Raw genomic sequence first — 23186 nt, 5'->3', positions numbered from 1 at the left:
GACGAACGCTACTCAGCCCTTGACCGCCCCCGAGGTCAGACCCCGGACGAGCTGGCGCTGGAAGGCGATCAGGAGCACGAAGATGGGCACCGCCGCCACGATGGTGCCCGCCATGATGAGGTTGAGCTGGTCGATGTTGGCCGACGACAGCGCCTTCAGGCCGATCTGCACGGTGCGGAAGCGGTCGTCGTTGGTGACCAGCAGCGGCCACAGGTACTGGTTCCACGCCATGAGGAACGAAAAGACCGACAGGGCGGCGATCATGGGGCGGGCGAGGGGGACCGCGACGCCGAAGAGGAAGCCCCAGTGGCCGTATCCGTCGAGCGCGGCGGCGTCGCGCAGGTCCTGGGGCACCTGCAGGAACGTCTGGCGCAGCAGGAAGGTGCCGAAGGCGAACGCGAGGAACGGCACGGTGAGCGCCTGGTACGAATCGAGCCAGCCGAGGTGCTGGATGGTCTCGAAGTTGGCGACGATCGTGACCTCGGTGGGCACCATGAGCGTGGCGAGGAACGCCACGAAGATCAGGTTCTTGGCCGGGAACCGCAGGAAGGCAAAGGCATAGGCCGCCAGGATCGAGGTGACGACCTGGCCGGCGGTGATGACCACCGCCACGATCGCGCTGTTCAACAGGTACCCGCCCAGGTTCGCCTGGGAGAACGCCCGCTCGAACACCCCGAGGTCGACGTCGCTGGGGAACAGGACCGCGGGAAAGTCGAGCAACCGGTAGGACGGTTGGATGGCCACCGCGATCGCGACGTAGATCGGGAAGACCACAACCACCGCCGCGACGACGAGGAGCGCGTAGCGACCGGCGATCCGCCATTTCGCCGACAGCGGCGACGGCGGTGGCAGGTTGTCGACGTCAATCGCCATAGAACACCCGCCGTTCGAGCACCTTGAACTGGACGAGGGTGAGGGTGAGCACGATCCCGAACAGGGCGAAGGCCTGCACCGATGCCACACCGGGGTTGGTGGGCACCTGGCGGAAGATCGAGTACACCAACACGTTGGTGCGGCCCAGCGGCCCTCCCTGGGTGAGCAGGTCGATCTGGCCGAACGACTGGAAGGCGTTGATCGTCAGCACCACGAGCGCGAACAACATGGTGGGAGAAAGCAGCGGCAGGGTCACCTCGCGGAAGCGCATCCAGGGGCTGGCGCCGTCGACCACGGCGCTCTCGAGCAGCTCGTCGGGGACCGATTGCAGGCCCGCGCTCATGATGATGAAGGTGAACCCGAGGTGCAGCCACACGGTGGCCAGCGCCACCGACGGCAACGCCCAGGTGGGGTGCTGCAGGAAGTTGATCGGGTCCTGGCCGACGCCGCGCAGGAACTGGTTGATGATGCCGACCGAGGGGTTCAGCAGCGTGAGCCACATCAGCGACGCCACCGCGACCGAGGTGGCGACGGTGGACGAGAACATCGTGCGGAACACCCCGATCCCGCGGAGGCGCTGGTGGGCCAGCACCGCGAGCGCCAGCCCGGCGACCATGCCGAGCGGCACCGTGAGAAAGGTGAACAGGACGGTGGCCCACAGGCTCTCGCGGAACTGGGGCGAGGTGAGCACCTCGGCGTACTGGGAGAACCCCACCCACCGCGCATCGCCGAAGATGTTGATCTCGTAGAACCCCAGCCAGATCGTGCGCAGGAGGGGGTAGAAGATGAAGACCCCGAACACGGCGATCGACGGCGACAACATGAGCAGTGCCAGCGGCCACTCGCGGCGCGGCCTCGATCCTGCCGGAGAGACGGACCGGTCCTCGATCCCGCCCGCCCCGCGGAGTGGCGCGGTCCCGGGGATCGAGGAGCCGGTGGTGCTCACGGGATGATCCGGTCGCCGGTCGCGGCATCGAAGAGGTGCAGCGCTTCGACGGTGGTGGACAGGTGCACCGTCGTTCCCTCGGCGGGAAGCGGCGCGTCGGCGGGGACGCGGGCGATCAGCATCTCGCCGTCGCCGGACTCGCACACCAGGTGGCGTTCGTGGCCGAGCGACTCGACGACCCGCAGCTTGGCGGGTAGCCCCTCGTCGGCGATCCGGAGGTGCTCGGGCCGCACCCCGACGATCACCTCGGCGTGGTCGCCCACCTCGAGCTGGTGGGCCAGCTCCTCTGGGAGCACGATCTCGAACGAGGGGAGCACGAGCACGCGCTGGCCGTCGCGGTCGATGATCGCACCGCCCAGGGTGTTCATCGGTGGGCTGCCGATGAACCGGGCGACGAACACGTTGGCCGGGCGTTCGTACACCTCTTGGGGCGGCCCGAGCTGTTGCAGCCGTCCGGACTCCATCACCGCGACCTTGGTTCCCATGGTCATGGCCTCGACCTGGTCGTGGGTGACGTAGATGAAGGTGGTGCGCAGCCGCTGGTGCAGCTCGACGAGCTCGGCGCGGGTCTGGGTCCGCATCTTGGCGTCGAGGTTGGACAGCGGCTCGTCCATGAGGAACACCTGTGGGTGGCGCACGATTGCTCGGGCCAGCGCGACCCGCTGGCGCTGACCGCCCGACAGCTGGCCGGGCCTGCGGTCGAGCAGTTCGTCGAGCCCCAGCATCGTGGCGGCGGACTCGACCTGGCTGCGTTGCTCCGCCTTCGACGCGCCGCGGGCCCGGAGGGGGAACGCGATGTTGGCGAACACGCTCTTGTGGGGATAGAGCGCGTAGCTCTGGAACACCATCGACACGTCGCGCTGCTTGGGCTCGATGTGGTTGACCACCTCACCACCGATGCGGATCGTGCCCGCCGTCGGGGTCTCGAGCCCAGCCAGCATCCGCAGTGCGGTCGACTTCCCGCACCCCGACGGGCCGAGCAGCACCAGGAAGTCGTCATCGCCGGCGGCCAGGGTGAGGTCGTCGACCGCCACCACCTCACCGAAGTGCTTGGAGACCGCCTCGAAGGTCACATCCGCCACGGTGGACACCCCGTCTGGTTCGACACGCCAACACGCTAGGCGCTGCTCACCGGTGCTCGGCGAACCATGTGCGGAGAACGCCCCGGTAGGCCGTGTCGTACCGCTCGTAGTCCGCTCGCAGTTCGGTGCCCGGCCACCGGTCGGGGAGCAGCTCGTCGGGGAGGAGCGGATCGGCCTGCAGCTGGCGGAGCACCTCGGCCGACAGGACGAACCCGTCGGCGAGCGCGGTGCGGTCGCCCGCCTCGAGCGGGGTCACCAGGTCAGCGATGCGTCGTCGCAGCCGGTCGGCCTGGGCGGCCCAGCCGTCGAGGCCCCAGAGACGCCGGGCGAGCTCGGTCGCGTCGCCGGTTGGGCGGGAACGGAACCAGACCAGGTCGCCCCCGTGGGCGGATGGCGCGTGGTCGAGGTTGTCCGGTCGCAGCCACACGCCTTCGCGCAGCTCGGCGAAGCGACCCTCGGTGAGCTCGACCCTCAACGCGGCCCGTTCCGCCGCCGGGCGCCGCCGGTCGGTGACCACCGTGGCTTGCACCCACTCGCCGGGCCATGGCTTCGTCGCGCCCACGCGGCTCTGGGCCTGGCGGCTCTGGCGCTGCAGGAGGCGGGGGGAGGCGATCTCGTACCAGCCGTCGGTGGTGGTGAGCTCGCCGGTGGCCACCATGCGCGACAGCGCGGTGCGGGTGGTGCCCTCGGCGATGCCGAACAGCTCGGTGGTGCGCACCAGCAGGCCAACGGGCAACCGAGGCGGATCGGTACCCAACAGGACCGACAGCAGGACCGAGCGGGCGGTCAGGGTGCGGGCACCGGCGGTGGCATTACGTTCCATCGACATCTGTCCAATAGTTGTACTACAGTCGAGGTATGACCACGACGACCCCGCCGGCCCCGACGATGGTGCCCCCAGTCGAGCACCTGCCCGAGGTGTTGCCCACCGAGCGGCTCACCGCATCGGGCATGCCGGTGCCCGCCCTGCGGGCCGAGCTGCGACGGATCTCCAACGGCCGCAACGTGTGGGCCGTCGCCGTCGCGTGGCTGCAGGCGCTGGTCGTGATCGCGCTGGCCGCCTGGCTGGCGCACCCGGTCGCCTACCTCGTTGCAGTCGTCGCCATGGGCGCCACCTTCGCCCGTCTGGCCATCCTCGCCCACGAGGCCGCCCACAAGCTTCTGTTCACCAACAAGTCGGTCAACGACCTGGTGGGTCGCTGGCTGCTGGCGTACCCGGCGTTCATCCCCCTCGAGGCCTACCGCCGCAGCCACTTCGCCCACCACAAGGACGAGTTCGGTCCCAACGAGCCCGACCTCGGCCTCTATGCCGGCTATCCCGTCACCCGGTCGAGCCTGCGCCGCAAGCTGGTGCGCGACGCCGTCGGCATCTCGGGATGGAAGAACCTCACCCCGCTGTTGCGCGCCACCCTGTCGCCGACGGCCCGGCCGTTGGCGCTGCGCATCCTCGGGGTGCAGGTGGTGCTGGCGACCGCGTTCGCTCTGGCCGGCCGACCCGAGCTGTACCTCCTGCTGTGGCTGTTGCCGTGGATGACCTCGTGGCGGGTCATGAACCGTCTGCGGGCCATCGCCGAGCACGCGGGCATGGAGCGCAGCGACGATCGTCGTCGCACCACCCACCACGTCCGCCAGTCGCTGCTGCCCCGGCTCACCATCGTGCCCTACAACACCGGGTGGCACCTGGCCCACCACGTCGACATGGGGGTGCCGTGGACCCAGCTCCCGGCCCTCCACCACGAGCTGGTGACCTCGGGCTGGGTCACCCCCGACCTCGAGTACCGCACCTACCGGTCGCTGTGGCAGGCGCTGGCGTCGCGCCCCTCCGACCAGGAGTAGGCATCGGTGTCCGATCACCCGACGGTCGTGGTCGCCACCGACGGCCCGGTGATGGTCGTCGCCATCGACCGGCCCGAGGTGCGCAACGCGGTCGACCGGCCCACCGCCGATGCCCTGGCCGAGGCCTTCGGCAACTTCGAGGGCGACGACTCGCTGGCGGTGGCGGTGCTCACCGGGACCGGTGACACGTTTTGTTCGGGTGCCGACCTCCGTGGCGTCTCCGATGGGCGGGGCAACCGGGTCGACCCCGACATGGCGGTCGACGGCCCGATGGGTCCCACGCGGATGGATCTCTCCAAGCCGGTGATCGCCGCGGTCGAGGGGTTCGCGGTCGCCGGCGGGCTCGAGCTGGCGGTGTGGTGCGATCTCCGGGTCGCGGCCCGCGACGCCACCTTCGGGGTCTACTGCCGCCGGTGGGGTGTGCCCCTCATCGACGGTGGCACGGTTCGCCTCCCCCGCTTGGTCGGCCACGGGCGGGCCATGGACATGATCCTGACCGGTCGTGGGGTCGGAGCCGACGAGGCCCACACGATCGGCTTGGCCGACCGGGTGGTCGAGCCCGGCGAGGCGCGGTCGGCCGCGGTTGCCCTCGCTCACGAGCTGGCCGCGCGTCCCCAGAACTGCTTGCGCAGCGACCGGCGTTCGGCGATCGACCAGTGGTCGCTCGACCACGCCTCGGCGATGGCGAACGAGACCCGCCTGGGGCTCGAGGTGATCCGGTCGGGCGAGACGCTCGAGGGCGCCGCCCGCTTCGCCGCCGGCGAGGGCCGCCATGGAGAGCCGGCATGGCACGATTCGGGGCGGTCTTGACTGTCACACCCCCATGAGATACTCGATGCATGGAGATGGTTCGAGAGCTGCTCGACGAACTGAACACCACCCTGGCCGGGTTGGGCGAGCTCGACCCTGCCGGGTTGGGTGACGACGAGCTGGCCGGGGCGTTGGTGGCGGCGATGCGGGCGGGGTCGGCGTTGGATGCGGCGGTGGCGCATCTGGCGGGGGAGGCCGATGCGCGGCGGATCTGGGCTGGTGACGGGTCCAAGTCGTGTTCGGGCTGGTTGGGCCGTGCTGCTGGTCGGCCGGTGGGCGAAGCCCGCTCGGTGGTGCGTCGCGCCCGGCGCCTGCGGCACATGCCGGTCACCGACCGGGCCCATGGGGCGGGGGAGATCGCGGTGGCTCATGTGCAGCGGTTGATCGGTGCGGCCAGGGTCGATCGCGACGCGTTCGCAGTCGACGAGGAGATGCTGGTCGACCAGGCCCGCAGCTTGCGCTTCGACGACTTCTGTCGGGCCATCGCCTATTGGTGTCAGCTCCATGATCCCGACGGCACCGAGGACCAGGCGAGGGATCGGTACGAGGCCCGGCGGCTGCATCTGTCCGAGACCCTCGATGGCACCGGGGCCCTCGACGCCTGGTTCGACCCGATCGGCCTCGCCGAGTTCCGCACCGCGCTGGAACGCATCGAGAACGAACTGTGGAAGCACGATTGGGCCGAGGCCCGCGACCGCCTGGGCGAGGCGGCCACCGACACGGATCTGGCCCGCAGCGGCGCCCAGCGCCGCTATGACGCGCTGATCGAGATGGCCCGCCGGGCCACCAGTGCCCCCAAGGGCGCGAAACAACCCCGGCCACTCATCACCGTGCTGGTCGACTACCCGACCCTGGCCGGCCGGGTGTGTGAGCTCTCCACCGGCCCGGTGGTCACCCCCGGTGAGATCCTGCCCCTGCTCAACGGTGCCGATGTCGAACGGGTCGTGTTCGACGGCCCATCACGAGTCCTCGATGTCGGTGAACGCCAACGATTGTTCACCGGCGCCACCCGCCGCGCCGTCCAGGTCCGGGACCGGCGCTGCGACACCGACACCTGCACCACCCCCGCCCATCGCTGCGACGTCGACCACATCGAACCCTACGAACCCGACGGGCTCACCATCCAGACCAACGGACGCCTCCGATGTCCCGCCCACCACAGCGGCCGACGCCGACGACGCCCACCCAACCCCGACGACCAAGACGACGACTGGTGACTGAGAGGTGGGCAAGGTTCAGGCCCTGGTCGCGATCCAGAGCCAGGTCTCGTATCGCACCGACATCGTGCCCGCCGGGAAGGACGCGGCGACGATGGCGCGCAGCTCGCCGAGGAGCTGGGCTCGCGCTGCGGCGTCGAGGCCGATGACGTAGCTGTGGCTCGCCTGGTCGGCCATCCAATCGTCGGTGGTGATCGTACGTGTCCACGCGAGGTCGCGGCGCGCCTCGACGTCGAACAGCTCGGCGTCGGCGAGCGTCGCTCCCCAGTCGGTGTCGCGCTGGTCGCGATGGGTGCCAGGGCAGGATCGCTCGATCGTCGACCAGTACTGGTCGAACCACGCCTCGTCGTCGGCTCGGGCATGTGACCACCAGCCGGCCCATCGGCCGCTCGGGCGCAGAACCCGATGCATCTCGGCAACCCGGGTCGCCGGATCCAACCAGTGCCAGGCCTGGGCGAAGCAGGCGAGGTCGATGCTGCCGGCGCGCACCGACAGGACGGCACCGTCCGCGACCACCGCCGGAAGGTCCGGGGATCGGGTCACGGCGCGGCGGAGCACCTCGGCACCGGTGTCCACCGCGATGACGCTCGCTCCACGGTCCAGCAGATCCCGGGTCGCGATACCGGTCCCGGCGCCGATGTCGAGCACGCGCAGCCCGTCGAGATCCCCGAGGGCGTCGAACAGCGCCGGGGGATATGAGGGCCGCGCCGCGTCGTACTCGTCGGCGACCGTGTCGAAGGACACCATGCCCAGCATCATGGTCGATCGTGCTGCGGCCAGACGAGCGCCATGCACCTCAGTCGCCAAGGTCCGCCTTGGTGAAGAGCGAACGGACCTGCAGGGAGATCTGGTCGAGCTTGGAGTGGTCGCCGTCGGTGCGGTCGATCACGCACAGCACGTCGTCGATGGTCGCGCCCCGGCGCCGTAGTTCGAGCGTCGAGGCCACAACCTGGCCGCCGGTGGTGATGACGTCCTCGACGATGAGCACGCGCTTGCCGGCGATGTCTGCGCCCTCGGCCAGTTTGGCGGTCCCGTAGGTCTTGGCTTCCTTTCGTACGAATGCCGCCGGCAGGCCGGTGGCCAGCGACAGAGCGGTCGCCACCGGTATGCCGCCGAGCTCGAGCCCGCCCAGCACCTCGGAGCCGTCGGGGATGAGAGGAACCATCTGTTCGACCACCTCGCGCAGGATCGCCGGGTCGCCCTCGAACAGGTACTTGTCGAAGTAGGTCGTGGCCCCCTGGCCCGAGCGCAGGGCGAAGGAGCCGGTCAGCCGGCAGCGCTCGTTCACCTGCCTGGCCAGATCGATGGTGGGGTCGGTCACGGCAGCAGTCTCCCTCTACAGCAAACGGTCGATCTCGGCGGCGACCACGTCTGGGGCCTCGAGCGGTGGCCAGTGGGCGACGTCGGCCAGGCGCACGACGCGGGCGGTGGAGCACCGATCTTCGACCCGCTCGATCATGTGTGCACCGGAGACGGGATCGAGATCGCCCCACACGAAGGAGAGCGGGACTTCCGTGTGTTCGAGCGCACGGCTCCACCGATCGGCGTGCTCGCGGCGATCGGCGATGTAATGCAACAGGGTGTGCATCATGGCGACGCCGCCGTGCTCGGCCATCGAGGCGTACATCTCGGTCGCGGCGTGCACATCGAGCGGCACCCGCTGTCCCCAGGTGCGCTCGATCCCCTTGACGAAGGCGGCCTCGTCGATCGCTGCCGCGAACTCGGCGCCGTGCTCGGGATCGAGCAGGGCCTGCTGGCCACGCGTCGGCCGGTGCAGATCGGGATAGAGGCCACCGTTCATGAGGACCACGGCATCGAGGGCCGTGCCGCCGCCTGATCCTTCGGTGTGGCGGGCGAGGAGCTCCTGGGCGACCGACACCGAGTAGTCGTGGGCCGCCACGACCGTGGTCGAGATGTCGAGATCTCGCCAGACGTCCTCGACGGCGTCGGTCGCGCCGGGGATCGAGTAGGGGTGATCCGCGGGCTTGTCCGAGGCCCCGAAGCCGGGCAGGTCCACGGCGACCACCCGCCAGGCGGGATCGAGGTGGCCGAGCACAGGTTCGATGTCGAACGAGGACGACGGATACCCGTGCAGGAAGGTCAGGACCGGCCCGTCGTCGGCGCCACGCTGGTGGACAGCCACCTGCACCGGCCCGCTGCGCACGAACCGAGCTGTCTCGCTCCACTGCTTCCAGGTCGTCGGGCTGGTCATGATCGGACTCCTTCGGAACTGCCCAGCCAGCCGAGTCCGGGCACTGCGGTGATCATCGCAGCTGAGGTCGTCGTGACGGCGCGTCGGTCGCCTCGGGTGGACAGACTGTGACGATGCCACGACGAGTCCCGCCCCGCTTGGTCGACGTGCTCGCCGTGGTCGCGGCGGTGAGCCTTGTCGCCGTGGTGACCTCGATCTGGGCCGAACGCCACCCGCTCGACAGCGACCGCTTCGCCGACACGGTGGCAGGGGTGCTCGACGATCCCGAGGTGGTCACCGCTGTCTCGCGGGCAGCCACCGACCAGACCGTCGATCTGATGCTGCTGGTGGTCGATCCCGGCGATCTGCTCCCCTGGCCCCTCAGCGGGATCGGCGAAGGCGCCGAACGGTTCGTCCGCGACCAGCTGGCCGAGCAGATGGAACGGGTGGTCGAGACCGACACGGTCCAGGGCTGGCTCCGGGGAGCGGTGCGCCAGACCCACTCGGAGGTGGTCACCGTCATCAGGGACGGCCGTTCCCCGTCGGGGATGCTCGCCCTGGATGACGAGGTCGTGCGGCTCGACCTGACCGGCGTGGTTGCCGCCGGTCTCGACGGCCTCGTGGGTCGGGGGCTCGCCCCCAGGGCGCTCGGTGGTCTCCAGGACGCGCTTCGCGACGGTCTCGACGAGCTGCGCTCCTGGCTGGCCGACAACGCGGGGATTGACGTGGGCGCAGACGTCGGCACCGTCGTCGTCTACGAGACGTCGACGGTCGACGACGGAGGCCTCGCGCTGCGATCGGCGCGAGGGGCCGCCGGTGCCGGCGATCTTCCACTGTTCGCGTGGGTGCTGCTCCTCGCCGTGTCCGGAACCGCCGCCGCACTGATGGATCCGGACCGGTGGCGCTCGGGAGCGGTGTTCGGGTTGGCGGTGGCGGTGCTGGCCGCCCTGGCCTTCCTCTACTGGTGGCGGGTGGCGGTCGACATCGAGCACCTGATCGACGATCCGGGCCTCCGGCGCGCTGCGAGGGTGGTCATCGCCGAGCTCATGGGTCCGCTGCGGATCGCGATGTTGGTCCTGGTGTCCGGCGGTCTCGTCGGCGGCGCCGTCGGTGCAATGGGTTCACGTCGCGGGCTTCGCGCCTGACACCATCGGGGATCCTGTGCCCACTCCCTACCAGCTCCGCATCACCGCGGCGGCCAGCGCCACCCTCACCATGGGGGTCATGCCGGTGTTCCTCGTCGGCGCGCTGTCGGGCGACATCGGCGACGACATGGGCTTCGGGTCGGCGGGCGCGGGGCTGGCCATCACCATCTTCTTCGCCAGCGGCGCTCTGACCGCCGTCGTCATGGGCGGGGTCACCGAACGCATCGGTGCCACCAGCGCCATGCGGCTCGGGGTCATCATGAGCGCCGTGGTGCTGCTCGCGCTCGGCACTGTCGCCGACGCCTGGTGGCACCTCGCGGCGCTCCTCGCGGTGGGCGGGAGCGCCATCGGGCTGATCGACACCGGCGGGGCCCGTTCGTTCGCCGACGCGATCCGCGCCGAACGCCACGGCACCGCCTTCGGCGCCAAGGAGGCCAGCGTCCCGGCGGCGTCGATGCTCGCCGGTCTGTCGATCCCGTTGCTCGTCGAGCGTTCCGGCTGGAGCTCGGCGTTCCTCGTGGGCGCGGGCATGGCTGCGCTGGTGCTGTTCGTGGTGCCCCCGCAGCTTCGTGGGGGCCGCCCGCCCGCTGCTCCTGCCACATCCGATCAGCCCGACAACCGGGGTGGGCTGGTGCTGTTCGCGGTCGGGGTGGCCGCCGGGTCGGCCGCCTCGTCGGCTGCGGCCACGCTGTTCGTCCCGGCGGTCACCGACGACGGAACCTGGAGCGCGGGGGCAGCGGGCACCCTGCTCGCGGTGGCCAGCGTAGCCAGTGTCATCGCCAGGTTCGCGCTCGGCTGGTTGAGCGACAAGGCGCCGTCGGCCACCTGGTTGATGCTGACCGGATCGCTGGCGCTGGGCGCGGTGGGCGCGGTGATGCTGATCATCGGAGAGGTCGCGGTCCTCGTGGTTGCGGGGGCGATCCTCGTGCTCGGAGCCGGCTGGGGCTGGAGCGGGCTCGCGTTCCTCAGCGCCGTCAGGGCCAGGCCCCACGCCCCGGCCGTCGCGGCGGGGATCGTCCTCACCGGGTTGGCCACCGGGGGAGCGGGAGGCCCGGCCCTGTTCGGCGTCATCGCCGACCGCTGGTCGTACTCGCTGGCATGGACGGCGTGTGCCGCGGCCCTGGTCATCGCCTCGCTGCTCGCGGTCGCCACACGTGAGAGCTACCGCCCCCGCGAGGTCGACATCGAGCGATGACCAGCGCCGCGGTGGCATGCTGGAGGTCGATGGAAGGCCATCTGCATCCCCACGAGCTGGGCACCGTCCTGTCGGTGTGGGCTCACCCCGACGACGAGACGTTCCTCGCCGGTGGGGTCATGGCCAGCGCCGCGGCGAACGGGCAGCGGGTGGTGTGCGTGTCGGCCACCGCTGGTGAGCTGGGGACCGATGATCCCGATCGCTGGCCGCCCGAACGGTTGGGGCAGGTGCGACGGTGGGAGGCCGCGGCAGCAATGACGATCCTCGGGGTGGGCGACCACCGGTTCCTCGACTACCCCGACGGTGGACTCGCCACCCTCGATCCCGACGAGCCGATCGAGCGGATCGCGTCGCTCATCGACGAGGTCGCCCCGGACACGATCTTGACCTTCGGCCCCGACGGGCGCACCTTCCATCCCGACCACCAGACCGTGTCGGACTGGGTAGCGCAGGCTTGGGAGGCCGCCGGGGGAGGGGGACGTCTCCTCCACGCCGCCCTCTCCGAGGAGCACCTCGAGGAGTGGAGCGACCGCTACGAGCAGTGGCAGATCTACATGACCGACGAACGACCCGACGGCGTCCCCGCCGACCGGCTCGCGGTGCAACTGTGGCTCGACCAGCAGCTGCTCGACCGCAAGACCACCGCGCTCTGCTCCATGCACACCCAGATCGCCCCGTCGCTGGCGCTGCTGAGCGAGGACGACCTTCGCGCCAGCGTTGCCGAGGAGTGCTTCATCAGGGCCCGGTGACGTCGCGGCCCCACCGCCGCGTCGAGCAGCCAGTCCGATGGGTGCCCGGGGGTCCGACAGCACCTGCACTAGCGTGCAGCGCCATGATCTCCCTTCGCCACACCCCCCACCGTTGGACGCGGCTCGCCATCCTCCTGTCCGCGCTCGCACTGTTGCTCGCCGCCTGCGGCGACGACGGTGGAGGCGATGCCATGTCCGACGACGAGTTCTGCGAGCTGATGGCCGAGCTCGAGCAGGACGCCAGCGACATGGACGACCTCGAGGCCCTGGCCATGTTCACCGGCGTGGCAGATCAGGCTCCCGATCCCGAGGTGCGCGAGGCCATGCAGCTGTTCGCCGGGAAGATCGAAGAGCTGGAAGGGCTCGACGAGGACGACCCCGAGGCCATGGGCGCGGCGTTCGCGCTGATGATGGACCCTGAGCTGACCGCGGCGACCGAGACCATCAACACCTACATGACCGAGGTCTGCGGCATCGACACCGGCACCGACGTCGGAGGCGGCGATGGCGACTTCTTCGACGAGGACGACGAGGCGTCGGAAGGGAACGACGCGGATGGCGTCGACGGACCCGCCAGCGACGGCTCGGCGATGGATGACCTGTCGGCGGGCGACGTGCGCGAGGCGCTGGAGGAGCGCCTCGACGAGTTCGTCGCCGAGAACTCGGGCAGCGGTGTCGGGATCTTCCCCAGCGGAGACCTCGTCGTGGTCGACTTCACCGTGTACCTCCCCGAAGACGGCGGGGAGGTCGACGCCCTGGCCTTGTGCAACCTGCTCGCCGACACGGTCGATTCGATGACCGACGACCCCGGGGTGCGCCTCGAGGTCCTGGTCGATGACGACAACGTCGCCGAGCGCCAGCCGGGCGGGAGCTGTCAAGAGGTCTGAGCCGGTGGAGGCCTGCGGTCAGTCGCGTCGCTTGGCGGCGCGGCGGAGCTTGGCCAGCAGCGCGTCGAACACCTCGGCGACCTCGACCCCCCGCCAGCCGTGGGCGTGGATCGACTCGCGCGCCCCCATCGCCTCGTTGACCGCGACCCGTTGGGGCACATAGGGGGTCCACACGCCCCGCTTGCCGACCAGCGATCGGAGGGCGTCGAGCTGCACCTCGGCCTCGGTCGAGGCTGGTGGGACCCGGTTCACCACCACCCCGGCGATGTCGAGGGAGCGGTTGAGGTCGCTCCAGGCGTCGTCGATGGCGTCGGTCACCGCGGCCACGCCCCGCAACGAGAACGCCGCCGGCTCCACCACCAGCAAGGCGAGATCGGACGCTGCCAGCGCGGTGTGGGTGGTGAGTCCGAGCGAGGGTGGGCAGTCGATGAGCACCAGCTCGTAGGGGTCGGTGACCCCGATCAGGGCTCGTCGGAGCCGGTGGGCGGGATCGGTGGCGCGCACCTCGGTCTCGCGGTCGACCAGGTCACGGCCGGCCGGCAGCACGTCGATCGGTGGGCCCCAGCCCGATTCGACCACCGCGTCACGGGCGGCACCGTCGCGGTTGGCGGCGATGGCGTCGGAGATGGTGAGGGTGTTGTCGTCCACCTCGAGGCCCAGCGCCCACGACGAGCTGCCCTGGGCATCGAGGTCGACCACGAGCGTGGGCACCCGGGCCACCTGCGCCGCCGAAGCGAGGCCCAGGGTGACCGTGGTCTTGCCCACCCCGCCCTTCTGGTTGATCACCGCGACCGTCGTCGTCATGGACCCATGCTGCCACGTCACCGCTGATGGGGTCGGTTGGTCGATCCCACCGATCATGGCTGTCACAGGGGTTGCGTAGGGTCGTGGTGTGATCCGAGACGTCCACACCGCTGCCTTCGGACGGGCCGCCACCGAGGCGCTGGCCGGGGCCATCGCCCGTGCCAAGCAGCCAGGTCCGTTGTCGCCGGTCACCGTCGTGGTTCGGTCCAACTTCGCCGGGCTGTCGCTGCGGCGGCTGCTCGGCGGGGGAGCGCTCGGAGCGCCCGGCCTGGCCAACGTCGGGTTCCTCACCCCGTACCAGGTCGCCCACCGCCTCGCTCCACCCTCGCTGCGGGGCCTGCGCCCGATCACCAACCCGGTGCTCGGCGCCGCCGTGCGCCGGGCTCTCGCCGACGACCCGGGGCCCTTCGCCGAGGTGGCGTCGCATCCGGCCACCGAGGCCTCGGTCGCCGCCCTCTACGGCGAGCTCAGCCAGGTCTCGGCCGCCACGCTCGACGCGCTCGAGGCCTCGGGCGGCATCTCGGCCACTGCGGTCGCGCTCCACCGTCGGGTCGCGAGGCACCTCACCGGGTTCTACGGCGAGCCCGAACTGGCCTGGGCCGTCGCCTCCCGTCCCGACCTCGTCGCGGCGGCGGCGCCGCTCGGTCATCTGGTGTGGCACCTCCCCGAACCGACGAGCCCCACCCTCGACACCATGGTCGCCGAGCTGGCTGCGGCGCTCGACACCACCGTCATCGTCGGCCTCACCGGCGCCGCCGACGCCGATGCCGCGGTGCTCGAGCTCTGCGAACGGTCGGCCATCCCCATGCCCGCCAGCGTCGAGGTGCCCGCGCCGCCCACCGCTTCGGCGGTCGTTTCGGTGCCCGACCCCGACGAGGAGGTCCGGGCCGCCGTCCGGTGGGTGCTCGAACTCGCCGGAACCGGGGTCGCGCTCGACCGCGTCGCCATCTACTACCCGCGGTCGGACCCCTACGTGGGTGCGCTCGAGCACCACCTCGCCGAGGCCGGCCTGCCGGCGAACGGGCCCTCCCGTGAGCGCCTGGCCGACAGTGTCGCCGGGCGCACGCTGCTCGGGGCGCTCGAGCTCCCCGCCCAGCGGTGGCGGCGCGACCGCGTGATGGCGCTGGTGGCCTCCGCGCCGGTGCGCGCCGGCCCCGGTCACGCTCGTCCGGGGGCGTGGGAGCAGCTCTCGCGCACCGCCGGCGTCGTACAAGGGCTCGGTGACTGGCGGCGCAAGCTGTCGGCCAGGCGGGCCCACCTCACCCACCGGATCGAGACCGCCCAGGGGCCCGACCTCGACCGTGTTCCCCGGCTGGTCGCCGAGCGCGACGAGCTCGACGCGCTGGGCACCTTCGTCTCCGAGCTGGCCGAATGGGTCGAGGCGGTCGCGGCGGCAACGGGCTGGCACCAGACCTGTGTCGCTGCCCGCGACCTGCTCACCCACCTCCTCGGCGCCGAGCACCGGCGTCAGCGCTGGCCCGAGGCCGAGGCCGACGCGGCGGAACGGGTCGACGACGCGCTCACCCGCCTCGCCCTCCTCGACGAGATCGAGCCCAGCCCGTCCCACGAGGTCTTCCTTCGTGCGCTCGCCGGCGAGCTCGAGGCTGGACGGGGCCGTACCGGCCGCTTCGGCGACGGCGTCGCCTACGGTCCGCTGGCCAGCGCTCCCGGCCAGGATCTCGACGCGGTCGTCGTGCTCGGTCTCGCCGAGGGCATCTGTCCCAGCCCTCGGCGAGACGACAGCCTGCTGCCCGATGCGGTACGTGCACGCGCCCGGCCGGGCGAGCTGCCGTTGCGGTCCCAGCGGCTCCACCACGACCACCGGGCGTTGCTCGCCGCGCTGGCCTCGGCGCCTGAAGGGGCGCGCACGCTCGTCCATCCTCGGGGCAACCTGCGCAACGGCAGCGCCAACCTCCCGTCTCGCTGGTTGCTCGACACCGTCTCGGTGCTCGCCGGCACCCGCGTCTACAGCACCGAGTTCGCCTCCCTCTCGTCGCCGGTGGTGCAGGTGGTGGGTTCGCCCGCCGCCGCGGTCCGGGCCGCTCGGGTCCCGCTCTCGGTGCTCGAGCACGACCAGCGCGACCTCGCCCGGATCGTCGACGTCGGTGGCGACGCGCTCGCCCATCCCGCGGTCGACCACGAGGTCGGGCGGGGCCTGCGCTGTCTGCTCGGGCGCCGCTCGCACGAGTTCACCGAGTGGGACGGCAACCTCGCCGAGGCACCAGTGCCGATTCCCAGCCCCACCCGCGATGGTGCGCTCCTGTCGCCCACCGGGCTCGAGGAGTGGGCCGCGTGCGGGTTCCGATACTTCCTCAGCCACGCGCTCGGCTTGCGCGACCGCGACGATCCCGAGCGCATTCGCGAGATCGACGCGCGCGACCGCGGCTCGGCGGTCCACACGGCGCTCGAACGGTTCTTCGCCGAGGTCATCGAGGCCGGTGCGCCCCACCCCGACACGCCCTGGAGCCCGGCGCATCGCGAGCGGCTGGGCCAGATCGCGGCCGAGGTGTTCGACGACTACGAGTCGCAGGGTCGAACCGGTCGTCCCATCCTGTGGCGGCTCGAGCGCCAGCGGCTGCACGCGCTCCTCGACGGCTTCCTCACCGCCGACGACCAGCGACGGGCAGCGTGGCGCTCCCGCCCCCGTTCGGTCGAGCTGCCGTTCGGACTCGACGACGCCGATCCTGTCGTGCTCGGCCTCCCCGACGGGCGCACGCTGAGGTTCCGGGGCAAGGCCGACCGCGTCGACCGCACCGACGACGGGCACTGGGTCGTGATCGACTACAAGACCGGCAAGGGCACGAGGTTCCGTGGCCTCGAGGACGATCCGTTCCTGGCGGGCACCACCCTCCAGCTCGGTCTCTACGCCGAGGCGGCCCGGCAGCGCCTCGGCGGGTTCGATGCGGCCGCCTACTACTGGATGGTCGACGAGACCGCCCGCTACGCGACCTTCGGCTATGCGTGGACGCCCGAGCGCCAAGACCGGTTCCTCGACCTCGTCGGCGCCATGGTGGAGGGCATCGAGGCCGGGGTGTTCCCCGCCACGCCCGGCGAGTACGACCACTTCCGGGGCACGCACGACGCCTGCGCGTACTGCGACTTCGACCGCGTCTGCCCCGTCGATCGGGGCGAGCGAGCCGAGGCCAAGGTCGACGCCCCCGAGCTGGCCGTCCGGCGCCGACTCGTACCGGCGGTCGCCGAGTCCGACGACGCCGACACTGCCGACCCGGCCGAGATGGCGCGATGATCGTCGACCAGCAGGCGCGCGAGATCATCAGCCGCGACGGGCTCGATCGCACCCTCTTCGTCGAGGCCGGGGCGGGCACCGGCAAGACCTCCCAGCTCGTGGCCCGCATCGTCAACCTCGTCGCCGACCGGGGAGTGCCGCTGACCGCGGTCGCCGCCATCACCTTCACCGACGCGGCTGCCGCCGAGCTGCGCGACCGGGTGCGGGTCGAGCTCGAACGACGCCACCACGAGGCCACCGATGACACCGAGCGCGACCGGTGCCGCGTCGCGCTGGCCGATGTCGATCTCGCCGCCATCTCGACCCTGCACGGGTTCGCCCAGCGGATCCTCAGCGAGCACCCCACCCAGTCGGGGCTCCCGCCCCGCATCGGCGTGCTCGACGAGATCAGCTCCGCTGTCGAGCGCGACGAGCGCTGGGAGCGCTTCGTCGACGGGCTCCACGACGACCCGGCCAACGAGGAGCTGCTCGTGCGGGCATCGCTGCTCGGCATCGTGCTCGAGCCTGCCTACGAGGGTCAGCCGTCGCTGCGCGAGGTCGCGGCCCGACTCGGCGAGAGCTGGGACCGACTCGCCCCGGTCGCGGCCCAGGAGCACCCTCCCCTCGGCGCCGTCGACTTCGGGCCGTTCGACCACGCGGTCGAGTCGCTCGCTGCGCTGCCCGACCGGTGCAGTGACCCCTCCGATGGCTTCTACTGCCACCTCGTCGAGCGCCTGCTCCCCGAGCTGGCCGACCTCGTCTCCATCAGCGACGCGCACGCCAAGCTTCGGGCCCTCGGCGCCGCCAAGCCGTGGGGTCCCGGCAACCGGGGGAGGGCCAGCGCCTGGAACGGCGACGCCAAGGCGGCCAAGGCCCAGGTGGAGTCGGTCAACGAGGTGCGCGACGAGGTCATCGGCACGGCCTGTCACCAGGTGCTGGTCCGGCTGCGCACCCTCATCGCCCGCGACCTCGTCGCGGCTGCCGAGTCCCGGAGGGTCGAGGGACGGCTCGAGTTCCACGACCTGCTGGTGTTCGCCGTGCGGCTCCTGGCCACCAGCCGAACCGCGAGGGAGGGGCTCCACCAGCGCTACCGCCATCTCCTCCTCGACGAGTTCCAGGACACCGACCCGCTCCAGATCCGACTGGCGGTGATGATCGCGGGCGCGGTCGGCGGCGATGACGAGGTCGACCAGGTCGACCACGGACCATCGTGGCGCGACGCGTCGGTGCCCGACGGGCGCCTCTTCTTCGTCGGCGACCCCAAGCAGTCGATCTACCGGTTCCGGCGGGCCGACATCGAGCTCTTCCTCGCCGCCCGCGACACCTTCGGGCGTGGCGACGCCCTCCAGCACCTCACCACCAACTTCCGCACCGTGGCCCCGGTGATCGACTGGCTCAACCAGGTGTTCGGCCACCTGATGCCCACCGAGCTGGCCGGCATGCAACCCGCCTACGAGCCGTTGCATCCCCACCGCTCCCCGTCGCCGCTGGCCGACCACCGCCCGCTGCTGCTCGGCAGCCCCCACGACAAGGCACGGGCGGCCGAGGTCCGCCACGCCGAGGCTGGCGACGTGGCCCGGGTCCTGGCCACCGTCCGCGACACGCCCGAGGCGTGGCCGGTCGCCGACGACGACGCACCGGGGGGATGGCGCCCGGCGCGGCTCTCCGATGTCACCGTCCTCATCCCCACCCGCACCGAGCTGGGCGCGCTCACCACCGAGCTCACCGAGGCGGGGGTCGCCTACCACCTCAGCACCGGGACCCTGGTCTATGACACCCAGGAGGTGCGCGACGCCCTGTCGGCGCTCACCGCGGTCGACGATCCCAGCGACGAGCTCGCCCTGGTGGCGGCCCTGCGCTCGCCGCTGTACGGGTGCAGCGACCACGACCTGCTCGAGCACCGCCATGCCGGTGGGCGGTGGGACCTCCGGCGTGAACCGCCCGCCGAGCTGGGGCCCGACCACCCGGTCGCGGCGGCGCTCACTCATCTCCGCTCGCTCTGGGACGACCGGTGGTGGGTCCGCCCGTCGTCGCTGTTGCACCGGCTCCTCATCGACCGTCGGGCGGTCCTGGTCGCTCTCGGTGCGGAGCGGCCAGCCGAGTCCTGGAGCCGCCTTCGCTACCTGCTCGACCAGGCGCGGCACTTCGAGGAGTCCAGGGGTGGCGACCTGCGGGCCTTCCTGCGGTGGGCCGAGCGCCAGCGCTCCGAGACCATCACCGTGCACCAGCCCGTCGGCGGTGATCCCGACGACGCCGCCGTGTCCATCACGACCATCCACGGGTCCAAGGGCCTCGAGTTCCCCATCGCGGTCGTGGCCGGCACCTCGGCCGCCCCCCGCCGCGGGCCGCGTGGGGCCAACGTCATCTGGGACACCGACGACGGTGTTCCCGGCATCGCCCTCCGCAAGGACCGGTCCACCCTCGGACACCGCGACCTCGCGGACCGCGAGCGCGAGATGGAGGGTCACGAGCAGCTTCGCCTGCTCTATGTCGCCTGCACCCGGGCCCGCGACCACCTCGTCGTCACGACCCACCACCGGGCCGGAAACGGCTCCTTCGCCGACCTCATCACCGGCGCGGCGTCCACCTGCCCCGACCGATGGCGCAGCGCCGACACCGTCTCCGACCAGCAGCGGCTCGGCCTGGGCAAGGCGCCCGCCCCTGCCCAGGCCGAGCACGCCGAGGCCGAGCCGGTGGCCGACCAGCGCAGGAAGTGGATCGCCGAGCGGCGTCGGTTGCTCGACGAGCAGGGCGCCCGCCGCCATGTCTCGGCGACGGCGCTGGCCCGTTCCGTGCAGGAGGCCGAGGATGTCCCCGTGCCCGAGGGCCTCGACGTGCCCGACGACCACGCCGACCCCGAGGTCGAACCCCAACGCCGCCGGGGCCGGGCGGGCACCGCCATCGGGCGCGCCGTCCACGCCACGCTGCAACTGCTCGACCTGGCCGATCCCGACCCCGACGTCGAGTCCGAGGCTGCCCGGCAGGCCGACAACGAGTCCATCCCCGAGCACGCGGGCACGGTCGCGGCCATGGCCCGGTCGGCGCTGGCGTCCGACACCGTGCGCACCGCCCGGATCGCCCACCGCGAGATCTATGTCGCCGCGCCCGTCGGCGAGGTCGTGCTCGAGGGCTACATCGACCTGCTCGCCGAGACCGACGACGGTCTGGTGATCGTCGACTACAAGACCGATACGGTCCGCACCGAGGCCGAGGTCGACGAGAAGCTCGCCGCCTACGAACTGCAGGGCGCGGCCTACGCCGTCGCCCTCGAAGCCGCCACCGGACTCGCTGTCGTCGGGTGCCGGTTCGTGTTCTGCCGGTCCGACGGGGCGATCGAGCGCTCGGTCGCCGACCTCGATGCCGCCATGGCCCGCGTGCGCCGCCACCTCGGAGCGGCCGAGCCGCGCTCGTAGGGTGAGGGGGTGATCGATCCCACCACCAAGCGCTCGCTCGGCCAGATGATCAAGGGGGTGCAGGTCATCGGCGCCCACCACGATGGGCTGTCGCGCCTGTACTGCTCGCACTGGTTCAGCCAGGTCTCGTTCGACGAGCCGATCGTGATGGCTTCGGTGTCGCCCAAGCACGACACCCATCCTCTGATCGTGGAGTCCGGACGGTTCGCGGTGTCGATCCTCGCCGGAGACCAGATCGCCGAGGGCCAGTACTTCTCCTACCCGGGACGTCGGTTCCGCCGCATCGCCACCGAGTACGTCGAGGACTGGAACGGCCTCCCGGTGGTCCCCAACTCGATCGCCTACCTGGCCTGCGACTGGTTCGACCGCATCGACACCCCAGACCACGAGCTGTTCCTCGCCCGGGTCGTCGACACCCGCGAGGGGCGGCTCAAGGAACCGCCGCTGCTGTACTCGGCGCGGCTGGGCTGGCGGGTCACCGGCGGCAAGGCGCGCGAGCCCGGCGTGTCGATCCGCGACCGGTTGCTGCAGCGGCTCGAGCGCGACGAAGCCGGCACCTGAGGTCCCGCCGAGGACTCCCGCTCAGGTGAGGGCAGCGGTGATGAGCTCGAGCAACTCGTCGAGGGTGTCGGCGCGGGGGAGCTGGGGGAACTCGACCCGCACTGGGTCGGGGGCGTGGATCAGAAAGCCGGCGTCGGCCGCGAGCAGCATGGAGGTGTCGTTGTAGGAGTCGCCCGCGGACACGACCCGGTAGTTGAGCGACTGCAGCGCCTCGACCGCGGCCCGCTTCTGGTCGGGCATCCGGAGGCGATAGCCACGGATGCGACCCCCGTCCACCTCCAGCCGGTGGCAGAGCAGGGTCGGCCACGAGAGCTGACGCATCAGGGGTCGGGCGAACTCCTCGAAGGTGTCGGACAAGAGGATGACCTGGGTGCGTTCGCGCAGGGCGTCGAGGAACTCGACCGCGCCCGGCAACGGGCTCAACCCCGCGATCACCTCGGTGATGGTGTCGATGCCCAGGTCGTTGCGTTCGAGCAGATCGAGGCGATGACGCATCAACACGTCGTAGTCGGGTTCGTCCCGGGTCGTTCGGCGCAATCCCTCGATCCCGGTTCGCTCGGCCACCGCGATCCAGATCTCGGGGACCAGGACCCCCTCGAGGTCGAGGGTGACGACGCACTGCGTGGTGGATCGGTTGCCGGACATGGCCCAGGACAGTATCGGGTGCGCCGGTTCAGGTGGCCAGGTGGCGGTGGAGGAAGTGGACGGTGCGCTCCCAGGCGATGCCGGCCGCGCTGGGATCGTGGGCGGCGGGTCGATCCTCTTCGATGAACCAGTGGCCGGTGCCGGCGTAGCGGTGGAACTCGACGTCCTTTCCGAGGAGGCGGAGGTGGGCCTCCATCTCGACGACGTCGTCGTGGGACACGAGCTCGTCGTGTTCGGCGAAGTGGCCGAGGATGGCCGCCTGGGCCGGTTCGAAATCGATGTCCTGGGTGCCGTAGTAGGCGACCGCGGCGGCGACCTGTTCGGGGGCTCGGGTGGCGAGCCACAGCGCGAGCGAGGCCCCCATCGAGATCCCGACCACGCCGATGGGGCGGTCCTCGGTGATCGGAAGGTCGCGCAAGGTCGACGAGGTGGCCATCAGTGCCTCGACGGCCCGGTCGACGTCCATGTCGGCGAGCAACGCCTCGGCCTCGTCGGGTGCCTCGGCGGTCCGGCCGTCGAACAGGTCGGGCGCGAGCACGGCGAAGCCCTCGTCGGCGAGGCGGTCACACAGCTGGCGCACGAACGGGTTCAAGCCCCACCAGCCGTGGAGGACCAGGACCCCCGGTCCGCTTCCCGACTCCGGGGCCACCACGTAGGCGGTGCTGTGGCGGCGCGGCGATGAGTGTTCGTCGGCAGGCACCCGGCCGAGGGTACCGGCCGATCGGGGGCCTCAGAGCCGGTCCACGCACGGCCCCGAGGACAGGGCGGCGAGGCCGGTGAGGTCGCCATGGCCGAAGTCGTGTCGCTCGGGCGCGTCGTGGTGCATGAGCTGGCGCGGATCGTCGACGTGGTCGAGCCCCAGGAGGTGGCCCAGCTCGTGCAGGATGACCGCCTCGGCGAGGAACCATCCCCTCGAGACGGTGAGCGTCTCGCGGAACGACGGCCCGTTGAGCACCACGACCCCGCTCACGTACACGTGGGTAGAGGTGCCGGGGGCGGGCGCTGCCGTGCTGCCGCCGAGCCCGCCGTACCCCGCCAGGTCGGGGACGTCGTCCTCGCTGGCCCAGAGGACCAGCACCGGCGCCCACCGGTCGCCGTAGCGCTCGGGCTGGTACGCGGGTCTCGGCAGGTCGGGGACCTCGGTCGTGGTGCCCTCGACCTCGAACTGGAACCCGGTGATCTCGGTCATGCGGTCGAGGCTGTTGCGCAGCAGATCGGCCGAGCCGGCGGGGGCTCGCAGGTTGTTCACCACCACCGGGATGGGGCGGCAGGGGTCATAGGTCACCGGGGTGTCGCTGCCGGGTTGGGTGGCCAGGAACTCGAACGGTCCAGAACGCGCTGGGGGTGGCAGTGGTGTGCCGAGCGGATCCTGGTGCTCGGCGGGTCGGGGAGTGGGGCGTTCGGTGTTCTCGCCGAGCCAGGTGGCGCTCACCCCCCAGCGGTTCGCGGTGTCGCCCGCCAGGTCGACCAACGCGGAGAACACCATCGCGCCGACGAGCACGCCGGCCAGGAAGACCCCGATCCGGTGCCGTGCCGGCCGGCGACCGCCGTCGCCCGGGCGCCGGGGAGAGCGAGGTCTGGTCATGGTCCTCGATCGGCTGGTGGG

At 71.4% G+C, this 23186-nt stretch carries 21 protein-coding genes; 10 read left to right on the top strand and 11 right to left on the bottom strand.

Annotated features, from left to right (window positions below; genetic code table 11):
- Positions 1-12: 12 nt before the first annotated feature.
- The 4 genes from U5K29_05505 to U5K29_05490 are packed head-to-tail and all read right to left on the bottom strand — an operon-like array spanning position 13 to position 3724.
- Positions 13-873 (bottom strand): carbohydrate ABC transporter permease, encoded by an 861-nt coding sequence (locus U5K29_05505; GenBank protein ID MDZ7677985.1) that lies wholly within the window; start codon positions 871-873, stop codon positions 13-15.
- Positions 863-1819, bottom strand: a complete 957-nt coding sequence (locus U5K29_05500) for a sugar ABC transporter permease (protein MDZ7677984.1) — start codon at positions 1817-1819, stop codon at positions 863-865. Before U5K29_05500 ends, U5K29_05505 begins: the two co-directional genes overlap by 11 nt.
- Positions 1816-2901, bottom strand: coding sequence for an ABC transporter ATP-binding protein (locus U5K29_05495; GenBank protein MDZ7677983.1), 1086 nt, complete (start codon positions 2899-2901; stop codon positions 1816-1818). Before U5K29_05495 ends, U5K29_05500 begins: the two co-directional genes overlap by 4 nt.
- 46 nt (positions 2902-2947) lie before the next feature.
- A complete protein-coding gene (locus U5K29_05490; GenBank protein MDZ7677982.1) occupies positions 2948-3724 on the bottom strand; it encodes a PaaX family transcriptional regulator C-terminal domain-containing protein in 777 nt (258 codons plus the stop codon).
- Between the two features lie 35 nt (positions 3725-3759).
- Between U5K29_05490 and U5K29_05485 the strand changes: the two genes are divergently transcribed.
- Genes U5K29_05485 through U5K29_05475 form a run of 3 tightly spaced genes read left to right on the top strand, consistent with a single transcriptional unit; the run spans position 3760 to position 6764 of the window.
- A complete protein-coding gene (locus U5K29_05485; GenBank protein MDZ7677981.1) occupies positions 3760-4737 on the top strand; it encodes a fatty acid desaturase family protein in 978 nt (325 codons plus the stop codon).
- Between the two features lie 6 nt (positions 4738-4743).
- A complete protein-coding gene (locus U5K29_05480; protein ID MDZ7677980.1) occupies positions 4744-5547 on the top strand; it encodes a crotonase/enoyl-CoA hydratase family protein in 804 nt (267 codons plus the stop codon).
- 29 nt (positions 5548-5576) lie between these two features.
- The gene (locus U5K29_05475) at positions 5577-6764 is read left to right on the top strand and encodes a DUF222 domain-containing protein (protein MDZ7677979.1); all 1188 of its coding nucleotides are present in this window, start codon (positions 5577-5579) and stop codon (positions 6762-6764) included.
- Positions 6765-6782: 18 nt separating this feature from the next.
- On the opposite strand, the gene U5K29_05470 is transcribed toward U5K29_05475, so the two are convergent.
- The 3 genes from U5K29_05470 to U5K29_05460 are packed head-to-tail and all read right to left on the bottom strand — an operon-like array spanning position 6783 to position 8976.
- Entirely contained in the window at positions 6783-7523 is a 741-nt protein-coding gene (locus U5K29_05470) for a class I SAM-dependent methyltransferase (protein ID MDZ7677978.1), read from the bottom strand.
- A 37-nt stretch (positions 7524-7560) separates the two neighbouring features.
- Positions 7561-8085, bottom strand: coding sequence for an orotate phosphoribosyltransferase (gene pyrE, locus U5K29_05465; protein MDZ7677977.1), 525 nt, complete (start codon positions 8083-8085; stop codon positions 7561-7563).
- A gap of 15 nt (positions 8086-8100) precedes the next feature.
- A complete protein-coding gene (locus U5K29_05460) occupies positions 8101-8976 on the bottom strand; it encodes an alpha/beta hydrolase (GenBank protein ID MDZ7677976.1) in 876 nt (291 codons plus the stop codon).
- Between the two features lie 113 nt (positions 8977-9089).
- Between U5K29_05460 and U5K29_05455 the strand changes: the two genes are divergently transcribed.
- From U5K29_05455 to U5K29_05440, 4 genes are all read left to right on the top strand, one after another.
- A complete protein-coding gene (locus U5K29_05455) occupies positions 9090-10100 on the top strand; it encodes a hypothetical protein (GenBank protein ID MDZ7677975.1) in 1011 nt (336 codons plus the stop codon).
- 16 nt (positions 10101-10116) lie between these two features.
- A complete protein-coding gene (locus tag U5K29_05450; GenBank protein MDZ7677974.1) occupies positions 10117-11295 on the top strand; it encodes an MFS transporter in 1179 nt (392 codons plus the stop codon).
- A gap of 29 nt (positions 11296-11324) precedes the next feature.
- Positions 11325-12044: a PIG-L family deacetylase gene (locus U5K29_05445; GenBank protein ID MDZ7677973.1), complete on the top strand. Its 720-nt coding sequence runs from the start codon at positions 11325-11327 to the stop codon at positions 12042-12044.
- An 83-nt stretch (positions 12045-12127) separates the two neighbouring features.
- The gene (locus U5K29_05440) at positions 12128-12931 is read left to right on the top strand and encodes a hypothetical protein (protein MDZ7677972.1); all 804 of its coding nucleotides are present in this window, start codon (positions 12128-12130) and stop codon (positions 12929-12931) included.
- Positions 12932-12949: 18 nt separating this feature from the next.
- On the opposite strand, the gene U5K29_05435 is transcribed toward U5K29_05440, so the two are convergent.
- Positions 12950-13735, bottom strand: a complete 786-nt coding sequence (locus tag U5K29_05435; GenBank protein MDZ7677971.1) for a ParA family protein — start codon at positions 13733-13735, stop codon at positions 12950-12952.
- Positions 13736-13823: 88 nt separating this feature from the next.
- Between U5K29_05435 and U5K29_05430 the strand changes: the two genes are divergently transcribed.
- From U5K29_05430 to U5K29_05420, 3 genes are read left to right on the top strand one after another with little or no spacing between them, the layout of a single operon-like run.
- Positions 13824-16982 carry a PD-(D/E)XK nuclease family protein gene (locus U5K29_05430; GenBank protein ID MDZ7677970.1) on the top strand — a complete coding sequence of 1053 codons (3159 nt, stop codon included), beginning with the start codon at positions 13824-13826 and terminating at the stop codon, positions 16980-16982.
- Positions 16979-20374: a UvrD-helicase domain-containing protein gene (locus U5K29_05425; GenBank protein ID MDZ7677969.1), complete on the top strand. Its 3396-nt coding sequence runs from the start codon at positions 16979-16981 to the stop codon at positions 20372-20374. The genes U5K29_05430 and U5K29_05425 overlap by 4 nt, the downstream gene beginning before the upstream one ends.
- A gap of 9 nt (positions 20375-20383) precedes the next feature.
- Positions 20384-20935 carry a flavin reductase family protein gene (locus tag U5K29_05420; GenBank protein MDZ7677968.1) on the top strand — a complete coding sequence of 184 codons (552 nt, stop codon included), beginning with the start codon at positions 20384-20386 and terminating at the stop codon, positions 20933-20935.
- Positions 20936-20956: 21 nt separating this feature from the next.
- Here the strand turns inward: U5K29_05420 and thrH are convergent, their stop codons facing one another.
- The 3 genes from thrH to U5K29_05405 are packed head-to-tail and all read right to left on the bottom strand — an operon-like array spanning position 20957 to position 23165.
- Entirely contained in the window at positions 20957-21580 is a 624-nt protein-coding gene (gene thrH / locus U5K29_05415; protein ID MDZ7677967.1) for a bifunctional phosphoserine phosphatase/homoserine phosphotransferase ThrH, read from the bottom strand.
- Positions 21581-21608: 28 nt separating this feature from the next.
- Positions 21609-22280, bottom strand: a complete 672-nt coding sequence (locus U5K29_05410) for an alpha/beta fold hydrolase (protein ID MDZ7677966.1) — start codon at positions 22278-22280, stop codon at positions 21609-21611.
- A 30-nt stretch (positions 22281-22310) separates the two neighbouring features.
- The gene (locus U5K29_05405; GenBank protein ID MDZ7677965.1) at positions 22311-23165 is read right to left on the bottom strand and encodes a matrixin family metalloprotease; all 855 of its coding nucleotides are present in this window, start codon (positions 23163-23165) and stop codon (positions 22311-22313) included.
- Positions 23166-23186 lie beyond the last annotated feature (21 nt).

Source organism: Acidimicrobiales bacterium (assembly GCA_034521975.1).
Taxonomy (GTDB): Bacteria; Actinomycetota; Acidimicrobiia; order Acidimicrobiales; family SKKL01; genus SKKL01.
Note: the sequence above shows the minus strand (reverse complement) of the source record. Positions and strands in the feature narration are given on the sequence as shown.

Coding starts and splice junctions, on each gene's coding strand:
- U5K29_05505 (MDZ7677985.1), bottom strand. CDS start 873: ATGGCGATTGACGTCGACAACCTGCCACCGCCGTCGCCGCTGTCGGCG.
- U5K29_05490 (MDZ7677982.1), bottom strand. CDS start 3,724: ATGGAACGTAATGCCACCGCCGGTGCCCGCACCCTGACCGCCCGCTCG.
- U5K29_05485 (MDZ7677981.1), top strand. CDS start 3,760: ATGACCACGACGACCCCGCCGGCCCCGACGATGGTGCCCCCAGTCGAG.
- U5K29_05475 (MDZ7677979.1), top strand. CDS start 5,577: ATGGAGATGGTTCGAGAGCTGCTCGACGAACTGAACACCACCCTGGCC.
- U5K29_05470 (MDZ7677978.1), bottom strand. CDS start 7,523: ATGATGCTGGGCATGGTGTCCTTCGACACGGTCGCCGACGAGTACGAC.
- U5K29_05460 (MDZ7677976.1), bottom strand. CDS start 8,976: ATGACCAGCCCGACGACCTGGAAGCAGTGGAGCGAGACAGCTCGGTTC.
- U5K29_05455 (MDZ7677975.1), top strand. CDS start 9,090: ATGCCACGACGAGTCCCGCCCCGCTTGGTCGACGTGCTCGCCGTGGTC.
- U5K29_05445 (MDZ7677973.1), top strand. CDS start 11,325: ATGGAAGGCCATCTGCATCCCCACGAGCTGGGCACCGTCCTGTCGGTG.
- U5K29_05440 (MDZ7677972.1), top strand. CDS start 12,128: ATGATCTCCCTTCGCCACACCCCCCACCGTTGGACGCGGCTCGCCATC.
- U5K29_05435 (MDZ7677971.1), bottom strand. CDS start 13,735: ATGACGACGACGGTCGCGGTGATCAACCAGAAGGGCGGGGTGGGCAAG.
- U5K29_05425 (MDZ7677969.1), top strand. CDS start 16,979: ATGATCGTCGACCAGCAGGCGCGCGAGATCATCAGCCGCGACGGGCTC.
- thrH (MDZ7677967.1), bottom strand. CDS start 21,580: ATGTCCGGCAACCGATCCACCACGCAGTGCGTCGTCACCCTCGACCTC.
- U5K29_05405 (MDZ7677965.1), bottom strand. CDS start 23,165: ATGACCAGACCTCGCTCTCCCCGGCGCCCGGGCGACGGCGGTCGCCGG.